This is a genomic window from Xanthomonas sp. GPE 39 (genome assembly GCF_000963005.1).
In the GTDB taxonomy this organism is placed as follows: Bacteria; Pseudomonadota; Gammaproteobacteria; order Xanthomonadales; family Xanthomonadaceae; genus Xanthomonas_A.
Map to the genome: position 1 here is coordinate 2,135,681 of NZ_JZHZ01000007.1, position 22,477 is coordinate 2,158,157.

Genomic DNA, 22,477 nt, shown 5'->3' on the forward strand with positions numbered 1-22,477 from the left:
GCGGGGAATGCGACCGCACGCCCCGCCGCATCGATCAGGCCAGCGCCTGTTCGTGCACGCCTGCGACCGCACGCCCGGAGGGATCGGCCATCGCCGCGAAGCTCGCGTCCCAGGCGATCGCCGCCGGCGACGAGCACGCAATCGACTTGCCGCCCGGCACGGTCTCGGCTGCCGCCGGCGTGGGGAACGCGCGTTCGAACAGGCTGCGGTAGTAATAAGCTTCCTTGGTCTGCGGTGGATTCACCGGGAAGCGCTTGTCGGCTGCGGCGAGTTCGCGGTCGCTGACCTGGGTCTGCGCATGCGCCTTCAACCCATCGATCCAGCCATAGCCGACGCCATCGCTGAATTGCTCCTTCTGCCGCCACAGGATCGACTCCGGCAGATAGCCCTCGAACGCCTCGCGCAATACCGCCTTCTCGATGCGCTTGCGGCCATCGGCGTGGACGCCGGCCATTTTGTACTGGGCGTCCATGCGCATCGCCACATCCAGGAACTCCACGTCCAGAAACGGCACGCGCGGCTCCACGCCCCAGGCCATCATCGACTTGTTGGCGCGCAGGCAATCGTAGTTGTACAGCGCATCGAGTTTGCGGATCAGCTCTTCATGGAACTCGCGCGCATTCGGCGCCTTGTGGAAATACAGATAGCCGCCGAAGATCTCGTCGCTGCCCTCGCCGGACAGCACCATCTTCACCCCCATCGCCTTGATCCGCCGCGCCAGCAGGAACATCGGAGTGGAAGCGCGGATGGTGGTGACGTCATAGGTCTCGATATGGCGGATGACCTCCGGCAGCGCGTCCAGGCCTTCTTCGAAGGTGTATTCAAAACCGTGATGCACGGTGCCCAGCGCCTCGGCGGCAATCGCGGCGGCGGCCAAATCGGGCGATCCCCTCAGGCCAATGGCGAAGGAATGCAGGCGCGGCCACCAGGCCTCGGCCTGGTCGTTCTCCTCGATGCGCTTGCGCGCAAAACGCGCGGCCACCGCCGCCACCAGCGAAGAATCCAGGCCACCGGACAGCAACACGCCATAGGGCACGTCGGTCATCAACTGGCGATGCACCGCGCGCTCGAACGCCTCGCGCAATTCCTGCTTGCTCACCTCCACGCCCTGCACGGCGGCGTAATCGCGCCACGGCCTGCGGTAGTACTGCACCAACGCGCCGCTGGCGCTGTCGTAGTAGTGGCCCGGCGGGAATTGGGCGACATCGGCGCAAGTGTCGGCCAGCGATTTCATTTCCGAGGCCACGCGCAGGCGTCCCTGTGCGTCATGGCCCCAATACAACGGGCACACGCCCATCGGATCGCGCGCAATCAGCACGCGGCCTGCGGCCTTGTCCCACAGCGCGAAGGCGAAGATGCCGTTGAGCCGGTCGAGCAGCGCGGCTGGCGCGTCCTCACGGTACAGAGCGTTGATCACTTCGCAATCCGAACCGGTCTGGAACGCATAGGGCTGGGTCAGTTGCTGTTTCAGTTCGCGGTGGTTGTAGATCTCCCCATTGACCGCCAGGGCCAACTGGCCGTCCTCGGCCAGCAAGGGTTGCGCGCCACCGGCCGGATCCACGATGGCCAGGCGCTCGTGCACCAGAACCGCACCGTCATCGACATACACGCCGCTCCAGTCCGGGCCACGATGGCGCTGGCGCTGCGAGCAATCCAACGCCTGCCGACGTAATGCCTGCAGGTCGTCGCCCGGTTGCAGGCCGAAGATGCCGAAAATCGAACACATGCGAAACTCCTGATCGTGGGGCCGAGTGGGGATTGTCCCCGGTCATGACGCACCGGGTGATTGCAAAAGGTGCCCACGCACGCACAAAAAAACCCGCATCGGCCGATGCGGGTTGTCTGAGAGCTGGGCGTGGTGTTGCTGGTAACGCCTAGTCGCAGACCCGCATCAGCCACGCAGGATGATTCGCCAGCGCATGGTTACGAGCGTTGGCGCGAATCGGGCGGGAGGCAGACAGCGCGTTCATTGATCGAACGTAACCCGGTGCGCGAGCAGACGCAACTGTTACGAGAGCAACCGTTCGATCAGACGCAGGTAGAGCCCAGGCAATGCGTGCAGGTCGGCCACACGCACATGTTCGTCCACCTGATGGATGCTGGCGTTGACCGGGCCGACCTCGATGCACTGGGCACCCAATGGCGCGATGAAACGCGCATCGGACGTGCCGCCGCCGGTGCTTTCCTCCGGTGGCGCACCGGCGAAGGCACCCAGCACCTCGCGCGCTATCCCGCGCAGAGTGCCTTCAGGGGTATAGAACGGTTCACCGCTGCGATGCCACTGCACGCTGTAGTCCAAACCATGGCGGTCGAGCAGCGCCGCGATCTCCGCTTCCAGCCGTGGCGCATCCCAGTGCGGGGTGTAGCGCAGATTGAAGGCGACCTCCAATTGGCCGGGAATCACATTGTTCGCGCCGGTCCCGGCGTGCACGTTGGAAATCTGCAGACTCGTCGGCGGGAAGCTTTCGTAACCGTCGTCCCAATGCCGCGCGACTAGTTCGGTCAGCGCTGGCGCAGCGAGATGGATCGGATTGCGCGCCTTGTGTGGGTAGGCCACATGCCCCTGTACCCCGCGCACCGTCAACGCGCCAGACAAGCTGCCGCGACGCCCGACGCGCAATAGATCGCCAAGCCGTTCGGTGGACGAAGGTTCGCCGGTGATGCACCAGTCGATGCGTTCGCCACGTTCGGCGAACAGGCGCGCCACATGACGCACACCGTCGAGCGCAGGACCTTCCTCGTCGCTGGTCAGCAGCACCGCCAACGTGCCAGGGTGCTGTGGATGCGCCGCGACATACTGCTCGCACGCGATCACGAATGCGGCCACGCTGCCCTTCATGTCGGCGGCGCCGCGACCGTACAGCACACCGTCGCGTATCTGCGGCGCAAATGGATCACTGGCCCAGGCCTCACGCGGCCCAGGCGGCACCACGTCGGTATGACCGAGCAGCACGAGGACAGGGCCGTCACCACCGCCATGCGTCGCCCACAGGTTATCGACCTGGCCACAACGCAGATGCTCGATGACGAAGCCGGCGTGCGCCAAGCGTTGTGCGATCAATTCCTGGCAGCCGGCATCCTCCGGCGTCACCGAGGGACGGGCGATCAGGTCGCAGGCAAGTTCAATCACATCGGACATGGTCGGTCATCACGATCAGAGCAGCATTGCGTGGCTTTATGCTAGCAGCCGCAAATAGAGGGAAACATGCAGCATCGCGCCTGCGCTCAGCGCTATGCACACACGGGAACAGGCAGGCGGTGCAGCGAGCCCAAGACTCAACTCAGACGCTGCAAGCGCACGCGCATCATGGCGTCAACCGACGCCAAAACGCTGCTTGAACGCATTATCGGAAAAGCCCTGACTGATCCGGCCATCCGCGGTGAGCACCAGCGGCCGTCGGATCAGTTGCGGATATTCGCGCAACAGCAGCTTCCACTCGGCATCGGAACCCGGGGTTTTCTTGTTTTCCGGAAGTTGCCGCCAGGTGGTCGAGGATTTGTTGACCAGCGCGTCGAAGCCGCCGACCTTAGCCGCCCACTCCAGCAAAGTTTCGGGCGTGGGCGTGTTGGCACGATAGTCGACGAACGTATGGGCGATGTCGAAACGCTCCAGCCACTTGATAGCTTTCTTGCAGGTGTCGCAGTTTTTCAATCCGTAGATCGTGATCATTTCCAAATCTCACTCTTGCGCGCCGCGCTTGTTCCAACACATCAAGGGATTAGAGTCAGGACAAACGCGCCGCGATGGGGTCGCATACTGCGCCACACGCATTCACTGCGACGCGCCATCGGCGAACACAACGTGTCAGTCGGCCAGGCCGCGCAGCAGTTCGTTGACGCTGGTCTTGCTCCGGGTCTTGGCATCGACCTGCTTGACGATCACCGCACAGTACAGCGAGTGCGAACCGTCCTTGGCCGGCAACTGGCCAGACACCACCACGCTGTAAGGCGGGACGTAGCCATAGGAAATCTCGCCGGTGGCGCGGTTGTAGATCCGCGTACTCTGACCAATGAACACGCCCATGCCGATCACGCTGTGGTGGCCGACCACCACGCCCTCCACCACTTCCGAGCGCGCACCGATGAAGCAGTGATCCTCGATGATGGTCGGACTGGCCTGCAACGGCTCCAGCACACCGCCAATGCCGGCACCGCCGGACAAATGGCAGTGTTTGCCGATCTGCGCGCAGGAACCGACCGTCGCCCAGGTATCGACCATGGTGCCCTCGCCCACGTGCGCGCCGATGTTGGTGAAACTCGGCATCAGCACCACGTCCTTGCCGAAGTAACTGCCGCGTCGCGCAACCGCACCCGGCACCACACGCACCCCGGCCTTGCGGAATTCGGCTTCGTGGTAACCGGCGAAACGCGATTCCACCTTGTCCCAGAACGGTGCCGGCTGCGCCTCGATGACCGCCATCTCATTGACCCGGAAATACAGCAGCACGGCTTTCTTCAGCCACTCGTTGAGTTTCCAGCCGCCGTGTCCATCCGGTTCGGAAACACGGAATTCGCCTGTTTCCAGGCCATCAATGACACGATTGACCACAGGCCGGGTCGAACCCTCGATCTCGTCCAGAGTCAACATGGCGCGGCGCTCGAAGGCGCTGTCGATCATGAACTTCAGTTCGTCGACACTGGGCGTGGCAGCGGGCTTGACCTGCGCAATGCTGGATGCGGACTTCGGCACCGACCTGGGCGCAGTACGCTTGGCGGCAGTGGCACGCTTGGCCGGCTTAGCTGTGGCAACGGACTTCTTCTTCGCGGCAGGCTTCTTGGTAGCCATCAATGAACTTCTCCAGGCGGGGTATCGGGGTCCAGGCATGCCTGCAACGCGGCATGCAGCGCCTGGCGGGATGCGTCGGTCAACGGTAAGTTGTACTCGTCGGTAATGTGGAACATGTCCTCGGCGCGCTCGCCGAAGGTGGCGATGCGCGCGTCATGCACGCGCAAGCGCTGGCAGCGCAGCACCAAGGTCACATCCGCCAGCAAGCCTGGACGGTCCGGTGCGACCAGGCTCAGACGGGTCAGGCGCTCGTCCAGGCTGTCGGGAAACTCGATGCGCGGTGGAAAACGGAAATACCGCAGTTGCCGCGGCACCGCACGCCGCGCCGGACGCAAACGCGCCAGGTCGCCGGCCAGCGCTTCGCGCAGCGCCGCTTCCAGTTGCACCGTGTCGCTCGTGGCAAACGTATCGCCCGGCACCACCTCGAAGGTGTCGAAGATCGCCCCGTGCGGTGCGTCGAGCGCGCGTGCGCGGTGGATGCCATAGCCAAGCCGGCCCAGGGTCATCACGATTCCGGCGAACAAGCCGTCGCGATCGGGCGAATAGACGAACACTTCCAGCGCAGCATCATCGGGCGTGACCGGACGCACCCTCACCAAAGTGCCACCCAATTCCACCTCCATCAGCGAAGTGGCCTGCCACGCCAGTTGCTCGGGACGAAAGCGCAGGAAACTCTCGTCCGGCATTCCGGAGAACTGACGCGAGATGATGGCATCGTCGTGCCCCTGGAAGTGCATCAGCGCACGCGTGGCATCGCGTGCTTCCTGCAGCCGTTCCGCCACGGGCAGCGGATGCTCCAGACCTTCGCGCAACGCGCGACGCGCGGCGAAATACAGGTCTACCAGCAGTCGGTCCTTCCACGCATTCCATAATTTGGGACTGGTGCCGGCGATGTCGGCACAGGTCAGCAGATACAGATAATCCAGGCGCTCGCGGTCGCCCACCAGCGTGGCGAAGCGATGAATCACCTCCACGTCGGTGATGTCCTGCTTTTGTGCGGTCACCGACATGTGCAGATGCTGCTGCACCAACCAGGCGACCAGCTCGGTGTCGACAGCAATGAGGCCGTGACAGGCGCAGAACGCACGCGCATCCACCGCCCCCAGTTCGGAGTGATCGCCACCACGTCCCTTGGCGATATCGTGGAACAGACCCGCCAACAACAGCAATTCCGGCTTGCGCAACCGCGGCCAGACTTCGCGTGCGATCGAAAAGCGCTCGTCGGCGCGCGTACTGGCAAACGTCTCGATGTTCTTCAACACCATCAGCGTGTGCTGATCGACCGTGTAGACATGGAACAGATCGAACTGCATGCGTCCGGACACCTGCGCGAACGCTGGGATCCACTGCCCGAGCACACCCAAGCGCGCCATTCTGGTCAGCGTCTGTACCGCACGTGGACCGCGCAGCAGCGCCATGAAGCGCTCGCGCGCCAGCGTGCTGGCGCTGTCATAGGACGGCAGCGACGCCAATGCCTCCGCCAGGGCACGCGCGGTCAGCGAATGCAGGCCACGTATCTCGCCATGCGCGGCCCAGGTTGCGAACAACGCAAACACCTGCACCGGATCGGCCTGCGGCCAGCTCTCGGCATCGGCGGCGAGATAACCACGCCGCAGCGAGAATCCACCGCCGAGCGGCTGCGGCTGCGTTTCGCCATCGAACTGTTCTTCAAAGCGCTGCAGCAATCTGTCGCTGATCCGGCGCACGATCGCCGCACTGCGATAGAAGCGCTGCATCATCTTCTCCACTCCCAGGCTCTCGGGATCGTCGGAGAAGCCCATTCGCTGCGCCAAGGCCTTCTGATAATCGAAGCGCAAGCGCTCTTCCGGTCGGTTGGCCTGCAGATGCAGGCCATAGCGCAGCCGCGACAATTCGCAGCGTTCGCGACGCAAGGCCGCAGCCTCGTCGCTACCGACATGGCCCAGCCCGACCAGCGGTTCAAGATCGCGCACACCGAAGGCACGCAGCGCCATCCAACCCAGGGTGTGCAGATCGCGCAACCCACCGGGGCCGTCTTTGATATCCGGTTCCAGATTGTCGGCGGTGTCACCGAAACGCTGATGGCGGGCCTGTAATTCTTCGCGCTTGGCCTGGAAGAACGCACGCGGCGGCCAGCGGTGCGGCGGCGCGATCGCGGCGGCCAACGCCGCCGTCGCGGCGGCATCGGCGAGCAAGGGACGGGCTTCGATCAGCGCGGTCAGCACGGTCTGGTCGGCGCAGGCCGCCGTGCATTGCGCGGCCGAGCGCACCGCATGGCTGACCGGCACACCGGCATCCCAAAGCAATGGAAACAGCCGCGCCAGTGCCTGTTCGTGGACCCCATGGCACGCACATTCGCCGAACACCAACAGGTCGATGTCCGAACGCGGGAACAGTTCGCCGCGACCGTAACCGCCGACCGCGAACAACGCCAAACCTGCCTCCGGCGGCACACAACGCCGCCAGGCATCACGGATGACGTGGTCGAGCGCGCGCGCGCGCAACGCCAACAGGCGGTCGATTTCCTCGCCCTGGTCGAAGCGCTTGCTCAGCCGGGCATCGGCCTGCGCCAGCAATTGCCGGATCGCGAGCGCCCACGCCGCATCGTCCACATCGGCACCCGGCATGCCGGCATCGGCACCGACCGACAACAGGCTCACGGCGCGCCGAGGCCGCCTGGCGACAAGGTGAGCACATCCACCCCATCCTCGGTGACCGCGATCATGTGCTCCCACTGCGCCGAGAGCTTGCGGTCCTTGGTCACCACGGTCCAGCCGTCCGGCAGCACCCGGGTATGGCGCGAGCCCTCGTTGATCATCGGCTCGATGGTAAAGGTCATGCCCGGTTTCAGCACCAGCCCCTCGCCGGGGCGGCCGTAGTGCAACACTTGCGGCTCATCGTGGTAGACCTTGCCGATACCGTGGCCGCAGTATTCGCGCACCACACTGAAACGCTGGCTTTCCACGTATTGCTGGATCGCATGGCCGACGTCGCCCAGCGTGGCGCCCGGTTTCACCGCGCGGATGCCGCGCCACATTGCCTCGTAGGTTGTCTCGACCAGGCGCCGGGCCATCACCGACGGGGTGCCGGCGTAGTACATGCGGCTGGTGTCGCCGTGCCAACCGTCCTTGATCACGGTCACGTCGATATTGACGATGTCCCCGTCCTTCAGGACCTTGCTGTCGCTGGGAATGCCGTGGCAGATCACGTTGTTGACCGAGCTGCACACGGTCTTCGGGTAGCCACGGTAGCCGACATTGGCCGGCACCGCCTGCTGCACGTTGACGATGTGGTCGTGGCAGAGCCGATCCAGCTCGGCGGTGGTCACGCCCGGCTTGACATACGGGCCGATTAGGTCGAGCACCTCGGCAGCCAGGCGGCCGGCGACGCGCATCTTCTCGATGTCCTGGGGAGATTTCAGATTGACTGTCATGCCCCCATTATCGCTCATCCGACGCTTCCTGAACGGACAACGCGAGTCCGGCGGTTTTTCGGCACCCGCATGGCAGGTCGCACGCCATCACAAACATAAATAGAATAAAAAGCGGCTTACATCAAAATTCAGACCGCGATAAATATCTAAAAATACACGTAATGGCGCACGTTTTGCATCACAAATGGCACCGGCGGTCATCCGTCATTTCACCAATAGAGCAGTGCCATGCAAACCCTTCAACGCGCCATCGCCATCGCTGTGCTGTTCACCGCCACCTCCGGCCTGGCATCGGCCCAGACCGATTCGCGCACCTTCAACGTGAAGATCCAGATCGCCAGCGCGTGCAACATCCAGACCGCCCCAACCGATGTCAACTTCGGCACCGTCAACTCGACCCAGACCTCGATCACCAGCACCGGCACGTTGAACGTGCGCTGCACCACCGGCACCCCTTACAACATCTCGCTCAATGCCGGCACCGGCACCGCTGCGACGGTGCTCACGCGCACCATGGGCAGCGCCACTAGCAGCAACACCTCACGGGTGCCCTACTCGCTGTATCGCGACTCGGCAATGACCCAGAACTGGGGATCGACCATCGGCCTGGATACCCAAGCCGGCACCGGCAACGGCAACGTGCAGCCCGTCACTGTCTACGGCCAAGTCGCCAGCGCGAACTATCCTGCCGATTCGTACAGCGACATCGTCACCGCCACCGTGACTTGGTAACACCAAACTCATCGGAGTACCTGCCTGCATGTTTTCGCGATCGCATGACATGCTGCGCCTGACAGCCATCGGTTTACTGTGGCTGGCGGTGGCTGCCGCCTGCACAGCCTCCAGCTTGCAGGTCGCTCCGACGTCGGTGACGCTGAGCGCCACGGACAGCGCTCAAGGCATCTGGCTCAGCAACAGCGGCGATGTGCCGCTGCATGCGCAGGTGCGGGTATTCCGCTGGCATCAGCACAATGGCGAAGACGTACTCGACCCCAGCGACAAAATCGCGATCAGCCCGCCAATGCTCGAACTGGCGCCGCATTCGCGGCAACTGGTGCGCATCATCCGCCTGGATGATGCGCCCAGCGGCAACGAGCAAACGTATCGCATCCTGGTGGACGAATTACCGACGAAGGATGGAGCAACCAACAGCAACAGCGGCCTGCAATTCATCTTGCGCTATTCGCTGCCGATCTTCGTCACCCCGAGCGGCAAGGTCACGCCCGTGTTGCATGCGCGCTTGGTCCGCGATGGCGCGACCCAGTCACTGGAAGTGGTCAACCAAGGCAACGGCCACGCGCAAGTGGTAGACCTTGATTTCGTGACCAGCGATGGCCGCCATCTCCCAATCAGCAATGGACTGGCCGGTTACATCCTGCCGGGCCAGCGCAGACGCTGGCCGCTAACCAGCACGCTCGCACATGCGAAAGGCACGTTCCAAGCCAAGATCAACGGTGCACCCCTTGCTCAGTCGCTTCCATTGGATGCAGCGGCTCCTTGAGTTACTGCTGGCACTGTTGGCCTGCGCCGCCATCATCGACGTCGCCATGGCCCAGCCCAGCAATCCCGCACCCGCGCAGGAGACGCTGTATCTGGAGGTCACCGTGAACCAGACCCGCAAACCTGGCCTGTTCCAATTCCAACGCGATGGCACGCAATTGCGTACCAGCCCCGCCACCCTGCGCCAACTCGGCTTGCGCGTGGACGCCAGCGACAACGCGGCGACACTGTCCTTGAACGATCTGGAAGGGGTGCGCTTCCGCTACGATGCCGCTCTGCAACAGTTGAACATCGACGCGCCGGTAGCCTTGCTCGACGCGCCAGTGACCCACATCGATGCGCAAGGCAACACACCGGCGCTACCGACGACCAGCTCCCCCGGTGCGCTGCTCAATTACGACCTGTACGCCAGCCACCAAGGCGATACCAGCAATCTCACCGCCAGTGGCGAAATACGCGCATTTGGGCTGGGCAATGGCGTGCTCGGCGGTGGTCTGTTGCGGCAATCGTTCGTCGGCCGGCTGACCCACGACCCCCTGCAAGACTGGCGCAGCCAAGCAATCCGCCTGGACACGCAATGGCAATGGTCGCTCCCAGATCGCATGACCAGCGTGGTGGTGGGCGACACCCTGGGCAGCAGCACCAACTGGAGCCGCACCCTGCGCCTGGGAGGGCTACGGGTCGGCAGCGACTTCGGCCTGCAGCCATACCGCGTGACCTCACCGCTGCCGGAATTCCTCGGCGAGGTCACCGTGCCATCGAGCATGGACCTGTACGTCAACGGCATCCGTCAATACGGCGCGCAATTGCCGGCCGGTCGGTTCCAGCTATCGGCCGCACCTGGCGTGGATGGTGCCGGCAATGCGCAGGTCGTCATCACCGACGCCTACGGCCAGACCCGCTCGATCTCCTTCCCGTTCTACGCCACGCAGCAACTGCTCGCCACCGGCCTGAACGACTGGTCGGTGGCATTGGGCCGCGTTCGCCAAGGCTACGGCAGCAGCAATTTCGCCTACGCCAGCGACACGGTCGGCAGCGCCAGTTGGCGGCGTGGCCTCAACCCGCATCTCACCGCCGAAACTCACGCCGAGGCCGGCGCCGGGGTGCGCAACGCGGGTGCGGGAGTCATCTGGCTGCTGCCGTGGACCGGCGTGGTCGCCGCCTCTCTGGCGCACGGCAGCGACGCCACCAGCGACGGCCTCCAGTACACGCTCAGCTACCACTGGAACAACGGGCATTTCAATGTGGGGGTGGACACGCAGCGCGCGCAGCGTGGCTACCGCGACGTCGCCGCGGAGTACGGCGCGCCACCGGCGCGGATCAGCGACCGCGCCCTGCTCGGCACCTCATGGATTCCGCTCGGCAACGTCTCGCTCAGTTATGTGCGCCTGGCCTATCCCGGCAGCAGCCAAGCGCGCTATGGCAGCCTGTTCTGGAGCAAGGTCCTGGGACAACGGTCGTCGCTGACGCTCAGTGTCAATCAGAATCTGGACCAGAGCCGCGATCGCAGCGTCTACCTGGGCTGGACGATCGCATTGGAAGACAGCCGTCAGGCCTCAGTGGCACTGCAACAGGCCCGCGAGCGCATGAGCGCGACTGCCGACCTGAGCCATTCGGCGGCAACCGATAACCTCGGCTGGCGGCTACAGGCGCGCAGCGGCCAGGACAGCGGCGGTCTGGCCGAAGCAAACTTGCGCGGCGACAGCGCACGCTATGCCGGCGGTATCGCCAGCAACAACAACCAGATCTATACCTATGCCGAGGCATCCGGCGGCCTGGCCTGGATCGGCGGCGGATGGTTCCCGCGCCGCGATCTCGATCAAGCCTTCGCGTTGGTCTCCACCGACGGCGTCGCCGGGGTACCGGTGATGCTGGAAAACCGCCCGATCGGCAGCACCGACGCGCGCGGCTTCCTCCTGGTGACACCGTTGCTGGCCTGGCAACACAACCAACTGTCGATCGACCCGATGCGTTTGCCAGCGCAGGCACACCCGGAGAAGATCGACCAGATCGTGGTTCCGCGCGACCGCGCCGGCGTGGTCGTGAAATTCCCGATCCGCGACAGCGACGGCGTTCTGGTGCGATTGGAAGATAGCAACGGTACGCCACTACCGGTCGGCAGCCGGGTCCACGGCCCGGGCATCGACACGATGGTGGGCTACGACGGCGAAGCCTATCTGGAAGGCCTCAAGCACGGCCCCAACGATCTGGAAGTGGAGACCAGCACCGACCACCAGTGCAAGGTCCGCATCACCTATACCCCGCAGCATCGACCGACCCACCTGGAACCGCTGCGCTGCAGCGCGGGAAGCACCCCATGACACTGCGCGAAGCACACACACTGGTTATGGGCATCGGCCTGTTGGGGATCGCGGCGCTGACGCCCGAACGCGCCGACGCCACCACCGTGTGCAGCGCGCAGGCGTCGAACCTGAACTTCGGCAGCATCTCCGATACCACGACGACCGACGCGACCGCGCAAATCGTCGTCACCTGCCAGACCGGGGCAATCAGCATCCTGGGCACGATTTACGTGCGCATGTGCCTGAACATCGACGAAGGCACCCAAGGTGGCGGCCTGGGCATCGCGACACGACGCATGCTCAACCCGCTCAACGACAGCCTCAATTTTCAACTCTATCAGGATAGCGCGCGCACGCTGATCTGGGGCAACGCCCTGAATGGCTCCACCCCGCTGCAAGTGGACCTGACGTATTCCTCGCTCCTGCTGGGCGGCAGCTCCACCGCCACCTTCACCGTTTACGGACGCGTACCGCTGCAGACTGGGCTCGCTACCGGGTACTACCAGAACAATTTCAGCGGCCTGTACACCAACCTGCAGTATCGCTACACCGAGCCACTGATCGGCAATCCCGGGTTTATGCCATCTTCCTGCACCAGCGGTGGTGTTGGAGGCGGCAGTTCGGTGCAGTTCCCATTCGTTGCATCCATCACGGTTCCATCGACATGCGCCATCGGCAGTATCGCGGACCTGGATTTCGGCAGCCAATCGGGGCTGATGGACAGCGCGTTGAACTACACGACAACCCTCAACATGACCTGCCGTTATCGCACCGCCTGGCAGGTGAGCCTGGACAACGGCCAGAACGCCAGTGGAACTGTCCGTCGCATGTACAACAGCACCAACGGCCAGTACCTGACCTACGAACTCTACCGCGACGCTGCCCGCACGCAACGCTGGGGCAACACCCTGAACAGCGACACGCAAACCGGCACAGGCACCGGCAATATGCAATCGCTGACACTGTACGGCCAGGTTCCTGGCGGGCAGACTCCAAGCTCTGGCAACTACAGCGATCTGGTCACCGTCACCGTGACCTACTGAGTCCTGAACAGGGGTATATCCCCCCGATCAAGTTGGACTGGCAAACGCCGTTATCTGCATTGTCCCCCCTGCCTTGCCGTGCCCGGAATCCTAGCCCCATGATAGCGCCAACCTTGCTGAGATCCTTACTAATCGCGAGTCTTTGCCTGGTCTGTGGCGATCTGGCGGCACAACAAACGAGTAGCACCGCACTCCGGATTGGTATCCGAATTCTGCACAATTGTGAAATAAACGCCGACGGTAATGGCCAATCCGGCACAACGCCGGTGGTCGCCTGCAGCCACCCCTTGCCCTATCAAGCGAACATCGATGGCCGCTCGGCGACGAGTAACGACGTTGCGCTGGCCTTGAGCCTACCCACCACCGCCACCTTGCCACGCAACAAGGCAACTTACGCGACGGTCGCGTTCTAGTGGCCAGCTACCGCGCCACACTGGCGAGCCGCTGGCTTGCCACCCTAATGCTTGTGCTGGCAGGAACGGCCAGCGCGGGCGTGCGTATCAGCCCGACACTCGTGCAGATGACGCAGGACACGATGGCCACCGAGATCTGGCTGACCAATACCCAGGATCATCCCTGGCAGGCCCAGGTCCAAGTCTATCGTTGGGTGCAAACCGACGGGGCGGACCAGTTGCAGGACACCGACGCGATCCAGACAAGCCCGCAGTGGATCAACATTCCCGCACAGGGCAAGCAATTGCTGCGGGTGATCCGCACCACAACCACGAGCAGCGCGACCGAGACCGCCTATCGCCTGGTACTGGAAGAACGCGACACCACAGCGTCTGCGGCAGAACCCTCACACACGCTCCTGCGCTATTCCACTCCGATTTTCGTGAGTGCGCAGGACAGCACCGCCACGCCCCAGCTCAGCGCCAGCCTGGTCCCCGGCGCGCGCGGGCCGGAGCTAATGATCCGTAACCGTGGTCGCGTCCACGCCAAGCTCAGCGACCTGAGCTTCATCGGTGCCGATGGCCATCAGCTGACCTTGTATGCAAACCTGTCAGGCTACGTCCTCGCCGGGGAGCAGAAACGCTGGCCGCTGCCAGCCGCTGTGGCCGCAGCCCAGGGCGGTCATTTCGCCGCCCGTCTGGACGACGCATCACAACTACAGGCGCTCCCCGCCGAATGACCCGCCCGCCGCGCATTTGTGCTGTCGGTCGCCACAGGGTATAGTTCCGCCGCTACGTCCCGTCGATTCGAGGGTCGTGAACCGTCCACGCCGGACGCACCGGCGAATTCACACCTGTCGTCATTGCCCGTGCCGGGGTGCTCCGCAAGGAGTTCGGCCACGGAGGCAACAGGGAGGCCCAACCCCGGAATCGTCGTGCATGCCTCCAAGGCCAGCACGTTCCTGCGCGTGCTTCACCCACTACATGCCCGCGCATGGCCGATTCCCTATCAGGAGTTACTGTCATGCCCCAAGTCACCATGCGTCAGATGCTGGAAGCCGGCGTCCACTTCGGCCATCAGTGCCGTTACTGGCACCCCAAGATGGCGCAGTACATCTTCGGCGCACGCGGCAAGATCCACATCATCAACCTGGAAAAGACGGTTCCGCTGTTCAACGATGCGATGAACTTCATCTCCAGCATCGCGCAGAAGCGCGGCACCATCCTGTTCCTGGGCACCAAGCGCAGCGCCCGCGATGCGGTGAAGGAAGAAGCCGAGCGTTGCGGCCAGCCGTTCATGACCCAGCGCTGGCTGGGCGGTACCCTGACCAACTTCCGCACCGTCAAGCAATCGGTTGGACGCCTGAAGGAACTGGAAGCGGCAGAGACCGACGGCACCTTCGACAAGCTGGTCAAGCACGAAGTGCTGACCCTGCGCCGCGAGCGCGACAAGCTGGAAGCCTCGCTGGGCGGCATCAAGGAAATGAACCGCTTGCCCGACGCGCTGTTCGTCATCGACATCGGCCATGAAGACATCGCCATCAAGGAAGCCAAGAAGCTCGGCATTCCGGTCATCGCGGTGGTCGACACCAACTACAACCCGGAACTGGTGGACTACGCCATCCCCGGCAACGACGACGCCATCCGCGCCGTGCAGCTCTACGCACGCGCCGCCGCCGACGCTGTGCTGGAAGGCAAGGCCGCCGCGCCGCATGCCGCCAGCGTGCGCGAGGAAGAGTTCACCGAAGCCGGCGACGACAAAGGCCGTGGCCCGCGCAAGAACGGCAAGAAGACCGAAGAAACCGCTGCCGCTGCCGAGTAACCGGCACGCCATGTGGCTGCGCGATCATGCGCAGCCACTCCCCGGCGCGCACCGCGCGTCCGGGATCGCAGGCGTGACGAGCGCCCGCTCCCCAGAATTACTGGCCGGCCACAAGCCGGCCCTTTCCCACCTTTCGTGAGGTCATCCCGTGGAAATCACTGCTTCCCTGGTCAAGGAACTGCGCGAGCGCACCGGCGCCGGCATGATGGAGTGCAAGAAGGCGCTCACCGAGAACGCCGGCAACATCGACAACGCCGCCGAGTGGCTGCGCAAATCCGGCTTGGCCAAGGCCGACAAGAAAGCCGACCGCGTCGCGGCGGAAGGCCGCATCGCCGTGGCCCAGGCCGACGGCAAGGCGGTGTTGGTCGAAATCAACTCCGAAACCGACTTCGTGGCCAAGGACAATAACTTCCTGAGCTTCTCCGACGCCGTGGCTCAGGCCGCGCTGCACTCCAACGCAGCCGACGCCGAAGCGCTGAAGAGCGCCAAGCTGGCCAGCGGCGAAACCGTCGAGGAAGCCCGCGCCGCCGTCATTGCCAAAGTCGGTGAGAACGTGCAAGTCCGTCGTCTGGCACGCATCGACAGCACCAACCACGTCGCGGCCTACGTGCACGGCGGCCGTATCGGCGTCCTGGTAGAGGTCAAGGGCGGCGACATCGAACTGGCGCGCGGCATCGCCATGCACGTGGCGGCGATGAACCCACCGCATGTGAAGGCATCCGACGTCCCGGCCGAGTTCGTGGCGAAGGAAAAAGAAATCGAACTGGCCAAGATGTCCGAGAAGGACAAGGCCAAGCCGGCGGACATCCTCGAGAAGATCATCAGCGGCAAGATCGCCAAGATCGTCAACGAAGTCACGCTATACGGTCAGCCCTACGTGCTGAACACCGAGCAGACCGTGGAGCAAGCCGTGAAGGCAGCCGGCGCCGACGTCGTCGGCTTCCAGCGCCTGGCCGTGGGCGAAGGGATCGAGAAGGTGGTGGAAGACTACGCTGCCGAAGTGATGAAGCAGGCCGGCCTGGCCTGATCGCCCGAAATCCGGGAAGAAAAAGCCGCGCATCGTCGCGGCTTTTTTTTACTGCTCGCATCCTGGATGAATCGATGAATCCAGGCACAGCGTTGCCATCGTTTGCATTTGCATCTACGCAACCGCACCGACCACGACGCGACACACCATCCCGCCACTGGCGGCTAACCCAATCTTCGATGCGCACATTGCCCAATTGACAGCGGCCGATGCGATCACCAGCCGCAGGCGCACACCGATGCGCAGCGCAATCCATACAACGTCGCGTCAGCCAAACGACACCACTGACCACTATCGCTCACCTGCATCGACCCCAGCGTTGTCGATAAAATCGACAACGTCCACGCCAGCACCAACCGTGCCACTTATCTCCCCCAAACACCGCATCTGCAATCCGTTTAACGCACTCGTTGCACGATCACCTCGATTGAGCCGAGGTGGCGGCGCAGACGTGCTCATGCGCATCGGATAGAATTCGCTGGTTTTCTCGTCATCACCCAACGAGGTCGCCATGTCTCAGCTCGCCTATCGCCGCATCCTATTGAAACTTTCCGGCGAGGCACTGATGGGCGAAAGCGACTATGGCATCGACCCCAAGATCATCGACCGCCTCGCGCGTGAAGTGATCGAAGCGCAGCAGGCCGGCGCGGAAGTGGCGCTGGTCATCGGCGGTGGCAACATCTTTCGCGGCGCCGGCCTGGCCGCTGGTGGCATGGACCGGGTCACTGGCGACCACATGGGCATGCTCGCCACCGTCATCAACGCGCTGGCGATGCAGGATGCGCTGGAGAAACTCGGCGCCAAAGTGCGCGTGATGAGCGCGATCAAGATCAACGACGTGTGCGAGGACTTCATCCGTCGCCGCGCGATCCGCCATCTGGAAAAGGGCCGCATCGCGATCTTTGCTGCCGGCACCGGCAACCCCTTCTTCACTACCGACTCCGGCGCGGCGCTGCGCGCAATCGAGATCGGCGCCGACCTGCTGCTCAAGGCAACCAAGGTCGACGGCGTGTACGACAAAGACCCGAAGAAACACGCCGATGCAGTGCGCTTCGACAGCCTGACCTACGACGAAGTCATCGCCCGCAACCTTGAGGTGATGGACACCGCCGCATTCGCTCTGGCCCGCGACAGCGACCTCCCCCTGCGCATTTTCAATATGAGCCAACCCGGCGAACTGCTGAAGATCCTGCGTGGCGCGGAAATCGGGACACTGGTGCAAGGCCGGAGCTGAGCGACGCCACGAGGCAGAACGCGCGCCGCAGACCAGCATTGACCTCATGCTGGCGTGACCGCGTCAGAGCACCTCAAGCCGATGCTGCAACGCGCAATGCGCGTGATCCACACGTCCGGAGTGCCGACCCTAGCCGGTTCCCGGCTATAATCGTTTGATTCAGATTCAGCACGGACATCGGCGATGCTCAACGACATCAAACAAGACGCACAGACTCGCATGGCGAAAAGCATCGACGCGCTGCGCCATACGCTCATCAAAGTGCGTACCGGACGCGCCTCGACCGCCCTGGTGGAACACCTGAAAGTCAACTATTACGGGTCGGAGATGCCGTTGAGCCAAGTCGCCAGTGTCGCCGTCGCCGACGCGCGCTCGCTGACCATTACCCCATGGGAAAAGCAGATGGTCAGCGCAGTGGAGAAGGCCATCCTGGCCTCGGACCTGGGCCTGACCCCGAATACCGCCGGCACCACCATCCGCCTCAACCTGCCCGCCCTGACCGAAGAGCGCAGACGCGAACTGTCCAAGGTCGTGCACGGCGAAGGCGAAGACACCAAGGTCGCGATTCGCAACATCCGCCGCGATGCCAACCAGCACATCAAGGATCTGCTCAAGGACAAGAAGGTCACCGAGGACGAAGCGCGCGGCAGCGAAGAAGACATCCAAAAACTGACCGACAAGGCGATCAAGGACGTGGATGAGGTGGTCAAGAGCAAGGAACAGGAACTGATGGCAGTCTAAGTCTGCGCCGTTACGGCCATGACCTCCGACTCTGCATCCATGTCCCTGCCCCGCCATCTCGCCATCATCATGGATGGAAACGGTCGCTGGGCGCAGCGCCGCCGTCGGCCGCGCGTGATCGGCCACCGTGCCGGCGCCCGCGCGGTCAACCGCACCATCGACTTCTGCCTGGAACGCGGCATCGCCGCGCTCACGCTCTTCGCCTTCTCCAACGAGAACTGGGGGCGCCCGCAGGACGAAGTGGACGCACTGATGAAATTGTTTCTGCACGCGCTCGATCGCGAGGTCGATGAGTTGCAGCGGCGTGGTGTGCGCGTGCGCTTCATCGGCGACCGCGCGCGCTTTGCGCCATCGCTGTGCGAGCGGATGAGCCAAGCCGAAGCGCGGACCCGCGACAATCAGGCACTGCACCTGTCAATCGCCGCCAGCTACGGTGGCCGCCAGGACATCGCCCAGGCCGCGCGCACGCTGGCCGAAGACGTCGCCAGCGGACGCCTGCGGCCGGAGCAGATCGACGAAAACGCGCTCTCGGCACGGCTGGCGCTGGCCGATCTGCCGCCGCCGGACCTGTTCATTCGCACCGGCGGCGACCTGCGCATCAGCAATTTCCTGCTATGGCAGATGGCCTATACAGAACTGTGGTTCACCGAAACCCTCTGGCCGGAGTTCGACGCGCAGGTGCTGCAACACGCTCTGGATGACTACGCACGGCGGGAGCGGCGCTTCGGCCTCACCAGCGCGCAGGTTGCCGACGCAACAGCGGAGAAGGTTCCCGCATGACCCGTACCCGCGTCATCGCCGCGCTAATCATGGCGCCACTGGCCATCTGCGCCATCGTCTTGCTGCCGACCCAGTGGCTGGCCGCGCTGACTGCGCTGATCTTCCTGATCGGCCTGTGGGAATGGCTGAAGCTGGCAGAGATCGACGACACCCTGCCGCGCACCATCCTGCTGATGCTCAACCTGCTGCTGATGGTATTGCTGGTGTGGGCCTCGGCCGGGTCGCTGGTGCTGTTCCAACTGACCACCCTCATCGGCATCGGCTGGTGGTGCCTGGCCTTGCTGTGGCTGCGCTACTTCCACTTCGGTTCCGATCACTCGACCTACGCGCGAGTATTCAAGCTGGCTGCCGGCACCCTGGCGATCGTCCCAGCCTGGTCGGCACTGGGCCTGATCCACGCCAGCCAACTGAACGGCCACCTCTGGCTACTGACCGCCCTGGCCACCATCTGGGCTGCCGACTCGGGCGCCTATTTCGCCGGCCGCCGATTCGGCAAGCACAAGCTGGCGCCGCGGATCAGCCCCAACAAGACCGTGGAAGGTCTGGTCGGCGGGTTGCTGGCCGGCCTGGCGGTGGCCGTGGGGTTCGGCTGGCTCGCCGGAATCACCCTGCCACACCTGCCCGGCCTGCTGATCGTGGCGGCAGTCAGCATCCTGGCCTCGGTGGTCGGTGACCTGTTCGAAAGTCTGCTCAAGCGTCACGTCGGGGCCAAGGACTCGGGCCATGTCATCCCTGGTCACGGCGGCGTGCTCGACCGTATCGACGGCGTGCTGGCGGCGTTGCCGATTTTCGCGCTGGGCAAGGACATCTTCGGGTTCTGACATGAGCGAGGCGGTCCGTACCATCGCCGTACTCGGCGCCACAGGCTCGATCGGGGGCTCCGCCCTGGACGTGATCGCGCGCCACCCGCAGCGCCTGCGCGTCAATGTACTGGCTGCTGGCCGTGACGTGGAAGGGCTGCTGGCGCTGTGTGCGGCACACCGTCCAGCGCATGCGGTCATCGCCGACCCAGCCCTGTACCCCGCGCTGCGCGATGGCGTGGCGAGGGCCGGTTTGCAGACGGAGGCGCACACCGGTGCCATGGCTCTGGATCAATTGGTCGCCAGCGACGCCTGCGACAGCGTGCTCGCCGCCATCGTCGGTGCCGCCGGCCTGGCCTCGACCCTGGCCGCGGCCCGCGCCGGCAAGCGCCTGCTGCTGGCCAACAAGGAAGCCCTGGTGCTGGCCGGAGAACTGGTCACCGCCACGGCAACCGCAGCCGGTGCCGAAATCATCCCGATCGACAGCGAACACAACGCCATCTTTCAGTGCTTACGTTCGCGCCAGACCGGCAGCGAGGTGCGACGGGTGCTGCTGACCGCTTCCGGTGGCCCGTTCCGTGGCTGGGACCGCGCCCGCCTGGAGAAAGTGACACCAGCGCAGGCGGTGGCACACCCGAAGTGGTCGATGGGGCCGAAGATCTCGGTCGATTCGGCGACACTGATGAACAAAGGCCTGGAGGTCATCGAAGCGCACCACCTGTTCGCGCTGGCGCCTTCGTGCATCGAGGTCCTGGTGCACCCGCAGAGTCTGGTCCACTCGCTGGTCGAGTTCATCGACGGCTCCACCTTGGCGCAAATGGGGCTGCCGGACATGCGCACCAGCCTGGCGGTAGGCCTGGGGTGGCCGGAGCGGATCGCCTCAGGCGTCGGCGGACTGGACCTCCTGGCGCATGGCCGCCTGGACTTCGAGGCACCGGACATGGAGGCATTTCCCTGCCTGCGTCTAGCTTGGCATGCAATGCAGGCTGGGGGCAGCGCACCGGCGATCCTGAATGCGGCCAACGAAGTCGCGGTTTCAGCGTTTCTTCAGGGCCGTATCGGTTTCCTATCGATTCCTGCGCTGGTCGAGAACGCCCTGACCGAGCTGCCTGCGGTTGCGGCCGATTCCCTGGACGCTTTACTGGCAGCAGACGCGCAATCGCGCAAGATCACCGAACTCGCCATTGCCCACCATCACTCCCATGCTTGATCCGCACGCTGCCATGAGCCACGCGCATGGGTAACTTCTTCGGCTCCGTCTGGTGGATGCTGGTCAGCCTGGGCGTGCTGGTCACTTTCCATGAGTTCGGCCACTTTTGGGTCGCCCGCCGCTGCGGGGTCAAGGTGCTGCGTTTTTCGGTAGGCTTCGGCAAGCCGCTGTGGTCACGCCACGACCGCCACGGCACCGAATTCGTCATCGCCGCGATTCCGCTGGGTGGCTACGTCAAGATGCTCGACGAACGCGAGGGCGAGGTGGCACCTGCCGAGCAGGCACTGGCCTTCAACAACAAGTCGGTGTGGCAACGCATCGCCATCGTCGCCGCCGGGCCCATCGCCAACCTACTGCTATGCGTGGCGCTGCTGTGGGCAATGTTCGTGATCGGCAAACAGGACTACGCACCGATCATCGGACGCACCGACGGGCTTGCGCTGCAGGCCGGATTCCAGCCTGGCGAGCGCATCGTCCGGATCGGCGAGCGCGACGTATCCAGTTGGAGCGAGGCCAGCATGCAACTGACCATCGCCGCCATGGACCACAAAGATGTTCGGGTGGAAACCGAGGACACTCAGCATGGGGTAAGCCGCGTCCACATTCTGGCGCTATCGCAGTTGCCCGAAGGTTTCGACGAGCAACAGGTCCCCAGCCTGGCCGGGCTGAGCTGGCGCTTTACCCTGCAACCGGCGGTGATCGCCATGGTCACGCCAGGCTCGGCAGCCGACGGTGTACTGCGCCCGGGCGACCGTGTGCTGGCGGTGGACGGCAGCCCGATCATCAGTGCCGAGCAGGTCGCACCGCAGGTGCAGGCGCTGGGCCGCAACGGCGGCAACGGCCTGATCGAGGTGGAACGCGACGGCGAGCGCATGGCCCTGCAAGTGCACCTCAAGCCGGTTGCGCACAGCGGTGCGACGGCATGGAAATTGGGGATCGCGATCGGCCAACAGCCCCGGCCCGCCTTCGACGCCATTTCGCGCTACGGGCCGTTGCAGGCCATCCCTGTGGCCTTGCGCGAAACTGGCCGGATGGCCGGCGATACCCTCGGGCTGCTGCGCCGCATGCTCACCGGCGAGGCATCGCTGCGCAACGTATCCGGCCCGATCAGCATCGCCAAGGCAGCCAATATTTCCGCCCAGCAGGGCCCGGACTGGTTCCTGAATTTCCTAGCATTGCTGTCGCTGAGCCTGGCGATCATGAACCTGCTGCCGATCCCCATCTTGGACGGCGGGCACTTGCTGTATTACCTTATCGAGTTGGTCAAGGGCAGCCCGCTGAGCGAGCGCGCCATGGCGGCGGGGCAATTCGTGGGCCTGGCGTTGCTGGCAGGGTTGATGGGGTTGGCGTTCTACAACGACCTCTTCGGCCAGGTAATGCGATGACCCGATTGCCGATTCCACTCGACCCGCTGTCGTCTTGCGCCG

The 22,477-nt window shown here is 64.1% G+C and carries 20 protein-coding genes; 14 read left to right on the forward strand and 6 right to left on the reverse strand.

Annotated features, from left to right (window positions below):
- Positions 1 to 34 precede the first annotated feature (34 nt).
- The 6 genes from asnB to map all read right to left on the reverse strand — a co-directional run bounded on the left by asnB (position 35) and on the right by map (position 8,198).
- A complete protein-coding gene (gene asnB, locus XALGPE39_RS09015) occupies positions 35 to 1,726 on the reverse strand; it encodes an asparagine synthase B (RefSeq protein ID WP_045727896.1) in 1,692 nt (563 codons plus the stop codon).
- A gap of 282 nt (positions 1,727 to 2,008) precedes the next feature.
- Positions 2,009 to 3,139, reverse strand: a complete 1,131-nt coding sequence (gene dapE / locus XALGPE39_RS09020; RefSeq protein ID WP_045727897.1) for a succinyl-diaminopimelate desuccinylase — start codon at positions 3,137 to 3,139, stop codon at positions 2,009 to 2,011.
- Between the two features lie 174 nt (positions 3,140 to 3,313).
- Positions 3,314 to 3,670, reverse strand: coding sequence for a Spx/MgsR family RNA polymerase-binding regulatory protein (locus XALGPE39_RS09025; protein WP_045727898.1), 357 nt, complete (start codon positions 3,668 to 3,670; stop codon positions 3,314 to 3,316).
- Between the two features lie 135 nt (positions 3,671 to 3,805).
- Positions 3,806 to 4,786 carry a 2,3,4,5-tetrahydropyridine-2,6-dicarboxylate N-succinyltransferase gene (dapD, locus tag XALGPE39_RS09030; RefSeq protein WP_045727899.1) on the reverse strand — a complete coding sequence of 327 codons (981 nt, stop codon included), beginning with the start codon at positions 4,784 to 4,786 and terminating at the stop codon, positions 3,806 to 3,808.
- Complete coding sequence (locus XALGPE39_RS09035) at positions 4,786 to 7,392, reverse strand: [protein-PII] uridylyltransferase (protein WP_045729086.1); 2,607 nt, start codon at positions 7,390 to 7,392, stop codon at positions 4,786 to 4,788. Before XALGPE39_RS09035 ends, dapD begins: the two co-directional genes overlap by 1 nt.
- A 29-nt stretch (positions 7,393 to 7,421) precedes the next feature.
- Positions 7,422 to 8,198, reverse strand: coding sequence for a type I methionyl aminopeptidase (gene map / locus XALGPE39_RS09040; RefSeq protein ID WP_045727900.1), 777 nt, complete (start codon positions 8,196 to 8,198; stop codon positions 7,422 to 7,424).
- Positions 8,199 to 8,426: 228 nt separating this feature from the next.
- Here map and XALGPE39_RS09045 point away from each other — a divergent pair, with 228 nt between their 5' ends.
- From XALGPE39_RS09045 to rseP, 14 genes are all read left to right on the forward strand, one after another.
- Positions 8,427 to 8,930, forward strand: coding sequence for a spore coat U domain-containing protein (locus XALGPE39_RS09045; protein ID WP_045727901.1), 504 nt, complete (start codon positions 8,427 to 8,429; stop codon positions 8,928 to 8,930).
- A gap of 28 nt (positions 8,931 to 8,958) precedes the next feature.
- Positions 8,959 to 9,699, forward strand: coding sequence for a molecular chaperone (locus XALGPE39_RS09050; protein WP_052690053.1), 741 nt, complete (start codon positions 8,959 to 8,961; stop codon positions 9,697 to 9,699).
- On the forward strand, positions 9,653 to 12,019 hold the full coding sequence (locus XALGPE39_RS09055) for a fimbria/pilus outer membrane usher protein (protein ID WP_161795335.1): 2,367 nt from the start codon (positions 9,653 to 9,655) through the stop codon (positions 12,017 to 12,019). Before XALGPE39_RS09050 ends, XALGPE39_RS09055 begins: the two co-directional genes overlap by 47 nt.
- Entirely contained in the window at positions 12,016 to 13,044 is a 1,029-nt protein-coding gene (locus tag XALGPE39_RS09060; protein WP_045727903.1) for a spore coat U domain-containing protein, read from the forward strand. Before XALGPE39_RS09055 ends, XALGPE39_RS09060 begins: the two co-directional genes overlap by 4 nt.
- Before the next feature lie 287 nt (positions 13,045 to 13,331).
- The gene (locus XALGPE39_RS16590) at positions 13,332 to 13,457 is read left to right on the forward strand and encodes a hypothetical protein (protein WP_255352346.1); all 126 of its coding nucleotides are present in this window, start codon (positions 13,332 to 13,334) and stop codon (positions 13,455 to 13,457) included.
- Between the two features lie 47 nt (positions 13,458 to 13,504).
- Positions 13,505 to 14,176, forward strand: a complete 672-nt coding sequence (locus XALGPE39_RS09070; protein ID WP_045729088.1) for a fimbria/pilus periplasmic chaperone — start codon at positions 13,505 to 13,507, stop codon at positions 14,174 to 14,176.
- 284 nt (positions 14,177 to 14,460) lie between these two features.
- Positions 14,461 to 15,258, forward strand: a complete 798-nt coding sequence (gene rpsB, locus XALGPE39_RS09075) for a 30S ribosomal protein S2 (protein ID WP_045727905.1) — start codon at positions 14,461 to 14,463, stop codon at positions 15,256 to 15,258.
- A gap of 148 nt (positions 15,259 to 15,406) precedes the next feature.
- The gene (gene tsf / locus XALGPE39_RS09080; RefSeq protein WP_045727906.1) at positions 15,407 to 16,285 is read left to right on the forward strand and encodes a translation elongation factor Ts; all 879 of its coding nucleotides are present in this window, start codon (positions 15,407 to 15,409) and stop codon (positions 16,283 to 16,285) included.
- Positions 16,286 to 16,796: 511 nt separating this feature from the next.
- Positions 16,797 to 17,519, forward strand: coding sequence for a UMP kinase (gene pyrH / locus XALGPE39_RS09085; protein WP_045727907.1), 723 nt, complete (start codon positions 16,797 to 16,799; stop codon positions 17,517 to 17,519).
- A 183-nt stretch (positions 17,520 to 17,702) separates the two neighbouring features.
- A complete protein-coding gene (gene frr / locus XALGPE39_RS09090; protein ID WP_045727908.1) occupies positions 17,703 to 18,260 on the forward strand; it encodes a ribosome recycling factor in 558 nt (185 codons plus the stop codon).
- Positions 18,261 to 18,299: 39 nt separating this feature from the next.
- On the forward strand, positions 18,300 to 19,040 hold the full coding sequence (gene uppS, locus XALGPE39_RS09095) for a polyprenyl diphosphate synthase (RefSeq protein ID WP_045727909.1): 741 nt from the start codon (positions 18,300 to 18,302) through the stop codon (positions 19,038 to 19,040).
- Positions 19,037 to 19,861 (forward strand): phosphatidate cytidylyltransferase, encoded by an 825-nt coding sequence (locus XALGPE39_RS09100; RefSeq protein WP_045727910.1) that lies wholly within the window; start codon positions 19,037 to 19,039, stop codon positions 19,859 to 19,861. The genes uppS and XALGPE39_RS09100 overlap by 4 nt, the downstream gene beginning before the upstream one ends.
- Position 19,862: 1 nt before the next feature.
- Positions 19,863 to 21,050 carry a 1-deoxy-D-xylulose-5-phosphate reductoisomerase gene (gene dxr, locus XALGPE39_RS09105; protein WP_045727911.1) on the forward strand — a complete coding sequence of 396 codons (1,188 nt, stop codon included), beginning with the start codon at positions 19,863 to 19,865 and terminating at the stop codon, positions 21,048 to 21,050.
- A gap of 26 nt (positions 21,051 to 21,076) precedes the next feature.
- Positions 21,077 to 22,435, forward strand: a complete 1,359-nt coding sequence (gene rseP / locus XALGPE39_RS09110; protein WP_045727912.1) for an RIP metalloprotease RseP — start codon at positions 21,077 to 21,079, stop codon at positions 22,433 to 22,435.
- Positions 22,436 to 22,477 lie beyond the last annotated feature (42 nt).